General features: G+C 64.8%; 10 protein-coding genes. 6 read left to right on the plus strand and 4 right to left on the minus strand.

The window, feature by feature from the left end; all coding sequences use genetic code 11:
• Positions 1-88 precede the first annotated feature (88 nt).
• The 4 genes from AC5Y39_RS04035 to AC5Y39_RS04050 all read left to right on the plus strand — a co-directional run bounded on the left by AC5Y39_RS04035 (position 89) and on the right by AC5Y39_RS04050 (position 4,484).
• Positions 89-670, plus strand: coding sequence for a DUF1269 domain-containing protein (locus AC5Y39_RS04035; protein WP_500014931.1), 582 nt, complete (start codon positions 89-91; stop codon positions 668-670).
• Between the two features lie 76 nt (positions 671-746).
• A complete protein-coding gene (locus tag AC5Y39_RS04040) occupies positions 747-1,850 on the plus strand; it encodes a 3-oxoacyl-ACP synthase III family protein (RefSeq protein ID WP_500014929.1) in 1,104 nt (367 codons plus the stop codon).
• On the plus strand, positions 1,834-2,730 hold the full coding sequence (locus AC5Y39_RS04045) for a 3-oxoacyl-[acyl-carrier-protein] synthase III C-terminal domain-containing protein (protein WP_500014928.1): 897 nt from the start codon (positions 1,834-1,836) through the stop codon (positions 2,728-2,730). The genes AC5Y39_RS04040 and AC5Y39_RS04045 overlap by 17 nt, the downstream gene beginning before the upstream one ends.
• Before the next feature lie 53 nt (positions 2,731-2,783).
• Complete coding sequence (locus tag AC5Y39_RS04050; RefSeq protein WP_500014926.1) at positions 2,784-4,484, plus strand: AMP-binding protein; 1,701 nt, start codon at positions 2,784-2,786, stop codon at positions 4,482-4,484.
• Here the strand turns inward: AC5Y39_RS04050 and AC5Y39_RS04055 are convergent.
• On the minus strand, positions 4,473-5,459 hold the full coding sequence (locus AC5Y39_RS04055) for an Acg family FMN-binding oxidoreductase (protein ID WP_500014924.1): 987 nt from the start codon (positions 5,457-5,459) through the stop codon (positions 4,473-4,475). The two genes, AC5Y39_RS04050 and AC5Y39_RS04055, sit on opposite strands and share 12 nt — an antisense overlap.
• Before the next feature lie 202 nt (positions 5,460-5,661).
• Between AC5Y39_RS04055 and AC5Y39_RS04060 the strand changes: the two genes are divergently transcribed.
• Positions 5,662-6,549 carry a universal stress protein gene (locus AC5Y39_RS04060; protein WP_500014922.1) on the plus strand — a complete coding sequence of 296 codons (888 nt, stop codon included), beginning with the start codon at positions 5,662-5,664 and terminating at the stop codon, positions 6,547-6,549.
• Positions 6,550-6,558: 9 nt separating this feature from the next.
• Here the strand turns inward: AC5Y39_RS04060 and AC5Y39_RS04065 are convergent, their stop codons facing one another.
• The 3 genes from AC5Y39_RS04065 to AC5Y39_RS04075 form a co-directional block, all read right to left on the minus strand.
• A complete protein-coding gene (locus tag AC5Y39_RS04065) occupies positions 6,559-7,437 on the minus strand; it encodes a universal stress protein (protein WP_500014920.1) in 879 nt (292 codons plus the stop codon).
• Between the two features lie 243 nt (positions 7,438-7,680).
• The gene (locus AC5Y39_RS04070) at positions 7,681-7,908 is read right to left on the minus strand and encodes a DUF1918 domain-containing protein (protein ID WP_500014919.1); all 228 of its coding nucleotides are present in this window, start codon (positions 7,906-7,908) and stop codon (positions 7,681-7,683) included.
• A gap of 15 nt (positions 7,909-7,923) precedes the next feature.
• A complete protein-coding gene (locus AC5Y39_RS04075; protein ID WP_500014917.1) occupies positions 7,924-8,892 on the minus strand; it encodes an Acg family FMN-binding oxidoreductase in 969 nt (322 codons plus the stop codon).
• An 85-nt stretch (positions 8,893-8,977) separates the two neighbouring features.
• Between AC5Y39_RS04075 and AC5Y39_RS04080 the strand changes: the two genes are divergently transcribed.
• A complete protein-coding gene (locus AC5Y39_RS04080) occupies positions 8,978-10,444 on the plus strand; it encodes a bifunctional aminoglycoside phosphotransferase/ATP-binding protein (RefSeq protein ID WP_500014915.1) in 1,467 nt (488 codons plus the stop codon).

Consider the following 10,444-nt stretch of genomic DNA (forward strand, 5'->3'; position numbering starts at 1 on the left):
GGCCACGAATGTGGCGAGCGACGGATTGCTCTACATGTTGAGGCCTTCCGCCTCTGTCCCGGCCACCGTGGGTGAGCAGGATGGTGCCATGGACCAGGCGCAGGCTGTTCACCAGGATCACGAGCTTGTCTTGCTGGCCGGCTATCACCATCTGGATACCGCGCGCCGCGATTTCAGCAGACTCAGCGAAGATGCGGAACACAAACGGTTCCTGGTCAAAGGGGCGGCGCTTCTAACCCGGGACGATCAGGGACATCCCACCGTCGTCGAACTGACAAACCACCTCGGCTTCAAGGGGGCCGGCTTCGGCGCCAGCGTTGGCATCCTGGTCGGGCTGTTGGCGCCTCCGCTGATCGGCTCGCTGCTTCTCGGGGCGGCCGCGGGCGCTCTCTTGGCGCTATTCGCCAACCACGAAATCAAAATCGGCCTGCGCCATGAAGTCGCTCGAGTGTTGGAGGCTGGAACGGGCGCTGTTGTAGCGCTGGTGCCGCCGAGTAGCTTGGTGTTTGCCGAGCGTGACCTGACCGGTGCCGAAACCAAGTCGATTCTGCGCATGGACAAGTCGACGGTCACGAGCCTGGAGGCGGAGATCGAGCGGGTCTTGAAAGCGCACAGCGCAGGACCCGGCGACGCACCGACGCCCGTCGGCAGTAACGGCTCAAGTATGTAAGCAGATCGCCGGGGAATCAGAGGTCCTGCCTGCCGGTGCACCCGATGATAGTTGGTCGTGAAGAAAGGTGCCGCTGATGCGTGACGGCTGGCTCGTGATGGACGACCCGAACAGCTGCACTCATGAGCCATACCGGGCCCGGCTCGCCGCTGCGGGGCGGCATCTGCCCGCTACCCGCCTCACCACCGATGAGCTGATGCGAACCACTCGCCACCACACACACATTGATCTGGAACGGTTGACCGGAATCCACGAACGCAGAGTGTCGACGGGAGACGAAGATTCCTACAGTCTGGCGACCGCCGCGGCCCAGGACTGTCTGAGTCGGGCGCACGCCGACCCGTCGTCGCTGGACGTCGTGATCAACTGCAGCATCACCAAGTTCAACCATGGCCTGACCCAGTGGCTGGAGCCGACGATGTCCAGCGCTGTGGCCAGAGCGATCGGCGCGCAGCGCGCGATCACTTTCGACGTGTCCAACGCCTGCGCCGGGATGCTGACCGGCCTCACGATTCTCAACAATTGGATCCGGCAGGGCACCGTCGAGCGGGGTCTGGTTGTCAGCGGCGAATACATTTCGCAACTCAGCACCAACGCTGCGCGCCATATCCGGACCATCATGAGCAAGGAACTGGCCTGCTTGACCCTCGGCGATGCCGGTGCGGCATTGCTGCTCGAGCGGGCCGGCGCTGGGCTCGGCGGCATCAGCATCGCCGGATTCACCACGATCGCCGATCACAGCCGGTTGTGCCTGGCCTTTCCGAAGGGCCGTGATCCTGGGGCGCGGATGTTCACCGACTCCAGAGCGATTCAGCGTGCGGCGATTTCGGACACTCCCGTGGTGCTGCAAGAAGCGCTCGACGCCGCCGGTATCGCGGTTCACGACATCGACCACGTGATCACTCACCAGACCTCTGCCCGCGCCATCCGCAAGGGCATGGAGCGGATGACCGAGGTTTTCGGTGATTCGCCTCGGCACGACGCGGTCATCACGGTTGACCGGTACGGCAACACGGCGTCCACGACCCACACCGTCGCGCTCGTGGAGGAACTAGAAGCCGGCCGCATCCAGCCCGGCGAGACGGTTGCGCTGATCGCTCTGGCCTCCGGGCTGGAGATCGGTGTGGTTCTGATGACCGTCGACGAGGATCTGGTGAAGCGCTATGGGCACTGTGATTGACCACGTGGAGATCAGTGCAGCGGGTTGGCGGGGGCGGCACAGCGCCCTTCACCTCGCCGTCACCGCCGCGAAGTCATGTCTGACGGCTGCGCGTCGCGATCCCGACGACGTCGACCTGCTGATCAACGCCGGAATCTACCGTGACCGCAACCTCGGCGAACCGGCCCTGGCCGCGCTGATCCAAGAGGACATCGGCGCCAATCCCGAGGATCCGCACCGCGGTGCGCACGGTACCTTCTCGTTCGACATCACCAACGGCGCATGCGGTGTTCTGACCGCCATGCAGATCGCGGACGGATTCCTCCGATCGCACACGATCGACTGTGCCTTGATCACTGCCAGTGACGCCAATCCCGGCAGAGGAATGAGCGAGCGCTTCCCGTATTCCCCCGTTGGGGCGGCGGTCTTGTGCGGTTGGCTCGACGACGATTACGGTCTCGGTGAGGTTCACTGGGTGAGTGATCCGGATGGCGCCGAATTGTATTCTGCGACAGTCGGTTTGCGCGACTCCCGCAATGTTCTACGGTTTCATGAGTGGCCGGAGCTCGACGACCGGCTCGCGGTGGCTGTCGCACGAGCGGCATGCGGATGCCTCAGTGCGGCCGGATTGAACGCCTCAGATATCGACGTGCTCGTCGTCGCGCCACCACGGGGCGGCTTTCGGACGGCGCTAGCGGCATCGCTGGACATGCCCGTCGAACGAATCATCGTCGGACAGCACGACCGCGCTTACACAGCCGCACTGCCGGACGCGATGCGTCATGCGCTCAATCATGTGCCGATCGACGCGCGGATCCTCATCGTCGCTGCAGGCGCCGGAATCACGGCCGGCGCTGCGCTTTATCGCGAACCGCTCATGCCGATCCACCTCACCCCATAGCTTTAGACAGTGCTGCCATTTCGAATCAACCAAAGTGCTGGGGCGAAGACTAGGTGACGACCGGCTGCCGGCCCGTAACACTGTGCGAAGCATTTCAACGTACGGCGGCGGTTGACCCTTCCGCGGTCGCAATCCGTACACACGCAAGTGCGCGCAGCATGACGTGGGCCGGGTACGCCGCGCAGGTACGCCGCGCTGCGGCAGGTCTCTTCGCGCTCGGCCTGCGTCGCGGCGACGCGGTCGCGTTCATGATGGCGAACCGCTTGGAGTTCTATCCCCTCGAAGTCGGCGCCCAACACCTCGGTGCTACGTCCTTCTCCCTCTACAACAACCTAAGCAGTGAGCAGGTGGTCGACCTGCTGAACACGGCGCAGGCGGTCGTCGTGATCTGCGAACAGGTCCATGTCGACAAGGTGAGGCAAAGTGCGTCCGTGGAGCACATCGTGTGTATCGACGCCGCGCCAGCGGGCTGTCTGACCGTCTCGGAGATGCTGGCACGCGGCGATGCAGACTTCCACTTCGACTCTGCGTGGCGGGCCGTGCGCTCCTCCGACGTCGTCACGCTCATCTACACGTCCGGTACCACCGGTGCGCCCAAGTGTGTCGAAATTACCCACGCGAATTTGTTGTTCGAGGCATTCGCACTCGATTCGGTGCTCGGCTTCGACTTCGGCGACCGCACCGTTTCATTTCTTCCTTCGGCCCACGTTGCCGACCGCATGTCGGCGCTCTACGCCCAAGAGGTGTTCGGTGCGCAGATCACCGTGGTGCCCAATGCCAGCGAAATTGCGGTCGCACTGCAAGAGGTGCGGCCCACAATCTTCGGCGCGGTGTCGGCGGTTTGGGAAAGCCTGAAGGCCAAGATCGAGCACTCGATATCCAGCGAATCGAAGGACCGCACGCACAACGAAGAATCGGCGCTCCATCACCTACGCGCACAGTTCGGCTTAGACGCGCTGCGTTGGGCAGTGTCAGGCGACGCACCGATACCCCCGGACACCCTCGCATTCTTCGTCGGGTTAGGAGTGCCGGTCACCGAGGCGTGGGGCATGTCGGAGCTGACCTGCATCGCTGCGGTAAGCCCTCCCCACGAAGCACGGCTCGGGAGCGTCGGCAAATTGCTACCGGGTATGCAAGGCCGAATCGCCGACGACGGTGAGTTCTTTGTGCGTGGACCACTGGTCATGAAGGGCTACCGCAATGACCCCTCGAGAACCGCAAATACCATCGATCGCAACGGGTGGCTGAACACCGGCGACATTGTGCGGCGCGACCCCGATGGCTATCTATACGTCATCGACCGCAAGAGCGACGTGTTCATCAACACGGCAGGAACCACCATGTTTCCTGCGCAGATCGAGAACACGATCAAAGCGGCCTGTAGGCTCATCGGCACGATCGTGGTCATCGGTGATGGTCGGCCCTACAACACCGCATTGGTCGTTCCCAACCGCGAGGTCGTCAAGGTCGACCGCGGCGAGGCTTCAGCCGCCGACTCGAGATGGATCGCAGACATCAGCGCCGGTATTGCGTCCGGCAACAAGAAGCTCTCGCCGGCCGAGCAAGTGAAACGATTCGCCGTTCTGCCCACCATGTGGGCGCCGGGTGGTGACGAACTGACGTTGACCGGCAAGGTGAAACGCCGCTCTGTAGCGCAGAAGTACGCCACCGAAATTGCTCAGCTGTACAGCCCTGACGGGGCAATCACCGTCACGAGCGAAGCAGCGGTGGTGGATCTGAACTCAAACCGTTGAAACAAACTGCAGCACCTCGCTGACGGGACGCCGCGGCGTCAGTGGAAGCACGTCGGCCATCGCGACGTTGCCCACGCGGACGAGGACCTGGGGGACCAGGTCGTCGTCGCCGTCGATGCAATTGGCGATGATCCGTCGGCCTGCTTCCAGCTCGGTGATGTGCGTTACTGGGCAAGTCGCCAGCCCGGCCATCGTGCACTCGAGAAGAATGGCGGACAAGGCCTCACCGGCTGCCAGGGCGTCGCGCGCAGTGGATCCGAAAGTGGACACGACGAGGATGGTGGAGCGGTCCCGTGACATCTCGGGGCGCCGGTGCTGGTGACCGATCGCGGGAAACCGCCTTTCGACGTCGACGCGGGAACTTTCTTCTTCCGACGTGAGCGCACTTTCCGGGATGCCGTCGCTGACTGTGAAAGGCACTGCCCACCAGTCCAGTTCGGCTTGGTATCCAGTGTTGTACATGCGTAGCGATTCGGCGAAACGCGACGCCTTGACCACCTCATGGCGCATCTCATCGGCAATGACGTCCAGACGAGCGTCGTCGCACTCGACCGCGGTGCGCAACACCGGCTCGAACGAATCCCAGTCCCGCGGCGGGTCGAACGGAAGCCGATCAGTCCGACGCAGCCTGATCGCGTGCGCGCGTCGGCGGTGACGGTTAGTGACGTGATCCATCGGCGTGAGGTCGATCGACCCTAAATGCGTGGTGTCATCTGGGTTCGGAAACCGCTGGATGTGGCATGCCCAGCCCTGCGCGGCCATCGCTACGCGGAGGTGATCGAGCGCGGCTCCGCAACTGATCACCGCCTCTCGCTTCGACGGGTCGGTCGACCACAGCACCCTGGTTTGGTCGAGGAACAGTTGCACACTGGAGTCGTCGGCGATCCAGCGCCATGGCTGACTGTTATGAATCGACGGGGCTCGGCAAGCCAGTTCGACGCTGGCACGGATGATTTCGTGGTCGACATTGGGCATTTGGCCTCCCGCATTCCTCATTCCACTGTGTTCGAAATCGCTGACGAATAACAGGGTCTTTGGACTCGGCCGTGCTGGGCCACTCTCTCTGCGAGAGCGAAAGGCCGTCAGACCGTCTCCTGCGTGACCTATGACCCCTGACCGGCGAGCCGGTCCGGGTCTTAGAGTCGGTGCAGAGCGCCCATCACGGGAGGAGCGGCACATGAGCCCGGCAAACCTGGGAATTCTCGTTGCTGTCGACGGATCAGCGCCCTCCAATGCGGCGGTGCGGTGGGCCACGCAGCGGGCACTCATGCGCAACTCGCCGATGACGCTCGTACATGTCCGAACCGTGCCGCTGGCGGGGCCGGCGGGCCTTGCGTGGCCCGCGGCGCCAGTCCCTGAGGAAGTGGAGCAGTGGCAGGCCGAAGAAGCCCGCCAGGTCATGGCGGACGCGGTCAAGGTCGTAGAAAGCCATCAGAGCGGCGACCGGTTGCAGGTGAATACCAGGATTGTGTTCGCCTCGCCGGTCCCCGTACTTGTCGAGCTGTCTGCGGACGCCGACATGGTGGTCGCCGGTTGTCGTGGTCAGGGTGGTCTGCTCAGAACACTTCTCGGCTCCGTCAGCACTGGCTTGATCCACCATGCCTACTGCCCGGTGGCAGTGATTCACGACGAAACCCGTGCGCGGTCGGAGTGGCCGGTGTTGGTTGGGATTGACGGTTCGCCCGCGTCAGAACGCGCCACAGGCATCGCTTTCGACGAAGCATCATGGCGCGGCGCGGATCTGGTGGCCCTGCATGCATGGAACGACGCCGACGCGTCGAACTTGTCGAGCCTCGAATGGTCGGCTCTCGAGTCACTCGCCGACAAGACCCTCGCTGAGCGCCTGGCCGGCTGGGAGGAACGCTATCCGGACGTCGCGGTCCGGCGTGTGGTGGTCTGGGACCACCCGGCGCGTCACCTCATCGAGCGCTCGGAGACGGCGCAACTTGTGGTGCTCGGCAGCCGCGGCCGCGGCGGCTTCGCCGGGATGCTGCTAGGTTCGGTCAGCACAGCCGTGGTGACTGCCGCTCACACGCCGGTGATCGTCGCGCGTAGAAGCAGCTGAGACACAACGTTATTCGCCTCGCACCACGATCACCGGTGCGGCGGCGGCCTGTGCCACCGTCGAGCTCACAGATCCCAGCAGCAGGCCGCGGAACCCGCCGCGGCCGCGGCTACCGAGTATCACCAACTGAGCGTGCTCGGATTCGTCGATCAGCCACCGCGCGGGCCGGTCGCAGACCAGGCGGCGTTGCACTGCGACGTCAGGATACTGCTCCTGCCAGCCCGCCAGCCGCTCACCGAGCACTTCGCGGCCCTCGCTCTCGTATTCGCGCCAGTCCATGCCCAAGATGGGAAACACCCCCACGTCGCTCCAAGCGTGCAACGCAATCAGGCCGACGCCGCGCCGTGACGCCTCGTCGAATGCCATCGCGGTGGCTGCTTCCGAAGCGGGGGAGCCGTCGATGCCGAGCAGCACCGGCGCGCTCGCGTCAGGTTTCTGGTTGGCGCGGATCACCGCGACCGGACAGCGCGCGTGATGCAACAGGCCAGTGCTGACCGAACCGAGCAACACCCGGCCGAACGCACCCGCGCCGTGGCTGCCGACTACAACCATCTGTTTGCCAACAGACGCTTCGGCAAGCGCGGGCACGATGGCCGAGCGCAGAATCTCCGTGCGGACCTCCGGCGCTTCCGATTGGGCGGCCCACGACTGCACGGTTTGGACAGCGTCGACGAGCACCCTCTGGGCGGTGTCTTCCTGCCATTCGGTAATGCTGGCTTGGACGGGTCCGACCGGCCAGCTGGCCACCGTAGGAGCCAGTACATGCACCAGGGTCAAAGCGGCGCGGCGCATCACCGCCTCCGCGGTCGCCCACCGGATGGCGGCGTCCGAATCCGCCGATCCGTCGACACCGACAAGAATCGTTGCGTCGCCCGTCGATCGTGTCATTTCATTCTCCTGATCGCGCGAGCCATGATGTTGCGCAGCCAGTCGACCCCGGTGTGTACGGCAGCGGCACGCTGACCCCGTCGGCCACCTGATCGGCACCCACCGGTGCGGTGTAACCCTTGCCGGCACGCCGGTCGCTATGCCGAATCACGCTGGCATAGCAGTGATTCCGCCGTGCCACGTGGGGCATCAGCGGGTTCAGCGCTTGCTTGTTGAAGACCGGGATTGCGCCGCGTACCAATGTCATCGGTGCGACCGCGCCCGCTCGTCGGCGGCCTGCTGCTCCTCTGGTGTCAGGATCAGCGCGTCAGAACCCGGAAAGACCGTCGCCACATGGTCATTGCTGACCCAGCGCACCACATAGGGCGGCGAGCCGTCGTCGCTGTGCACTTCTTCGATGCGCCCGCGTTGGTCGGGTTTGTCGACAGTGGTGCCCTTGATCACCAGCCAGTCACCAACTCGCGCCTTCATGAGTACCTCCCGACATCAGCGGCGAATTTGCATGACTTCGCTCAATGGGCGCCTCGGCGTGGGCGCCGGAATCTCTTCGAGCGCCGGCACCATGCCGACGCGGATCAACACCTGTGGAAAGCCGGTACCGCCGATAAGGCCGGTGATGATCTCGCGGCTCTCCGGTACTTCGGTGATGTGGGTCAATGTGCAGGTGGCCAATCCGGCCATGGTGGCCTCCAGCAGCACCGTGGACAGCACCTCGCCGCAGTTGAGCGCGTCGGCGCGGGTGTTCTCGGGGGTGGACAGCACGAGGATCTTGGCCTGGTCCACGGCCAGGTCTGAGCGCCGGTCACCGTGTCCGGTGGCCGGGAAGTGCCGGTTCACCTCCACCCGGGCGTTTTCCTCCTCCGACACCAACGCGCTGTGCGGGATACCCTCGAAAAGCCTGAATGACTCTGTCCACCAGTGTAATTCGTCATGGTAGTACTGGTCGTAGCGGCGCAGCGAATCCGTCAGCCGCGAAGCCTCGGCCAGTGCGGGCCGGGCCTCGTCGGGCAGCACGTCGAGTTTGGCCATCGTGGGATCGACCGTGGGTCGCAACAGTTCCTCGAACGCGTCCCAACTCTCGGGCGCCGCGAACGGCAGCCGGTCCGTGCGGCGACGCAGTATCGCGTCGGCGCGGTCACGTTGGGCCGCGGTGACGAACTGCGCGGGCGAGAAGGTGATTGCCGCCAGGTGATCCAGGTCGTTCGGGTTGGGGAAGCGGTCGACGTGCGTATTCCATCCGGCAGCGGCCATCGCGACTCGGAAGTGTCCGAGTGCGGCACCGCAACTGAGGACCGCCTCCCGTCCGGAGCTGTCAGACGACCGGACGACGCGCGTGGGGTCCTCGAACAGGTCGACCCTGTCGGACCCAACGAGCCAGCGCCAGGGCTGGGTGTTGTGCAGAGACGGAGCCCGGCACGCCAGCAGGATCGCCTTGGTGATCACCTTAGTGTCCACGCTTTCGACCCTAGGGGAAATCGGCTCGCGCGCCAGAGTCCTTGGTCCCTGGGCGGGTCTGGAGCTTGGCCGGACAATGGGCGGCATGGGGCACATCTTCACGCCGTTCGCGCAGCTCCACGAAACGCACACCGGCGTGGTGATCCTGGTCGGCGACAAGGCGTTTAAGGCCAAGAAGCCGGTCACCACTGACTTCCTCGACTTCTCCACGCACGAAGCCCGCGAGCAGGCTTGTGCGCGTGAAGTAGAGCTCAATCGTCGACTCGCGCCGGATAGCTACCTGGGTGTGGCGCACCTGAGCGACCCTTCGGGTGGTCCGGCCGAACCTCTTGTGGTCATGCGCCGCTACCCCGACTCCTGGCGTCTTTCCACGCTGATGCGTGCCGGTGACTCGGTGTCGGCGCCGCTACATCGAGTGGCCTCGGAACTCGTGCGGTTCCATCGGTCGGCCGAGCGGGGCGGCGCGATCAGCGAACAAGGCACAGTGGCTTCGGTCCGCGCTCGGTGGCAGGAGAACATCACCGAGCTCAAGCGATCCACCGGGAAGGTGGTGACCGCCGAAAAGGTGGATGAAGTCGACGCTCTGGCTGGGCGATACGCTGCCGGTCGGTCCGAGTTGTTCACCGCCCGCGTCGACGACGGTTGCATTGTCGACGGCCACGGCGACCTGCTGGCCGACGACATCTTCTGTCTGCCCGCCGGCGACGTGCAAATCCTTGACTGCCTGGAGTTCGACGACCTGCTGCGCTACGTCGACGTCGTGGACGATATCGCTTTTCTGGCAATGGATTTGGAATTCCTCGGTGCGGCAGCGCTTGCGGACTATTTTGTCGACACCTACCGTCGGCTCAGCAATGATTCGGCACCGATGTCGCTGACCCACTTCTATATCGCGTATCGCGCGGTCGTGCGCGCGAAGGTGGACTGCATCCGACTGGCGCAGAACCACCCGGAGGCCGCGCGCGACGCGGTGCGTCATCTCGACATCGCGATCCAGCACTTGCGAACCGGGGCGGTGCGGCTGGTGCTGGTCGGCGGCGGCCCAGGCACCGGCAAGACGGCGGTGGCACGCGGGTTGGCGGAGCGGGTCGGTGCGAAGGTGATCTCCACCGACGAGGTGCGTCGGAGCCTGCAGGCGGCGGGTACGGTCAGCGGAACCGCCGGGGTTCTCGACCAGGGCTTGTACTCCCGCCAGCACGTCGACGAGGTGTATCAGGCGGTGCTGCGACATGCGCAGGCGCTGCTCGCCGGCGGTCAATCGGTGATTCTGGACGGCACGTGGCGTGATTCTCGGCACCGCGCGGCGGCACGGCAGCTGGCGTCAGACACCCATGCCGCACTGTCGGAGATCCTGTGCGTCGCATCGACGGAGACGGCGGCGGCCAGGGTCGCGGCCCGGCCGGCGGGCGGTTTGTCCGACGCCACCCCGGCGATCGCGGAGGCGCTCAACCGCATCGGCGCCGATTGGCGTGGCGCTTATCGGCTCAATACCGACAAGCCGCTGGCAGACTCGATCCGTGACGCTGAGTCGTTCTGGCGAGACGCGGTGTGA

The organism is Mycobacterium sp. NGS39, assembly GCF_059812765.1.

Excerpts from the sequence above, each read along its gene's own strand:
- AC5Y39_RS04055 (WP_500014924.1), bottom strand. The coding sequence starts at position 5,459 with ATGCCCAATGTCGACCACGAAATCATCCGTGCCAGCGTCGAACTGGCT.
- AC5Y39_RS04045 (WP_500014928.1), top strand. The coding sequence starts at position 1,834 with ATGGGCACTGTGATTGACCACGTGGAGATCAGTGCAGCGGGTTGGCGG.
- AC5Y39_RS04070 (WP_500014919.1), bottom strand. The coding sequence starts at position 7,908 with ATGAAGGCGCGAGTTGGTGACTGGCTGGTGATCAAGGGCACCACTGTC.
- AC5Y39_RS04040 (WP_500014929.1), top strand. The coding sequence starts at position 747 with ATGCGTGACGGCTGGCTCGTGATGGACGACCCGAACAGCTGCACTCAT.
- AC5Y39_RS04060 (WP_500014922.1), top strand. The coding sequence starts at position 5,662 with ATGAGCCCGGCAAACCTGGGAATTCTCGTTGCTGTCGACGGATCAGCG.
- AC5Y39_RS04035 (WP_500014931.1), top strand. The coding sequence starts at position 89 with ATGGACCAGGCGCAGGCTGTTCACCAGGATCACGAGCTTGTCTTGCTG.
- AC5Y39_RS04080 (WP_500014915.1), top strand. The coding sequence starts at position 8,978 with ATGGGGCACATCTTCACGCCGTTCGCGCAGCTCCACGAAACGCACACC.
- AC5Y39_RS04065 (WP_500014920.1), bottom strand. The coding sequence starts at position 7,437 with ATGACACGATCGACGGGCGACGCAACGATTCTTGTCGGTGTCGACGGA.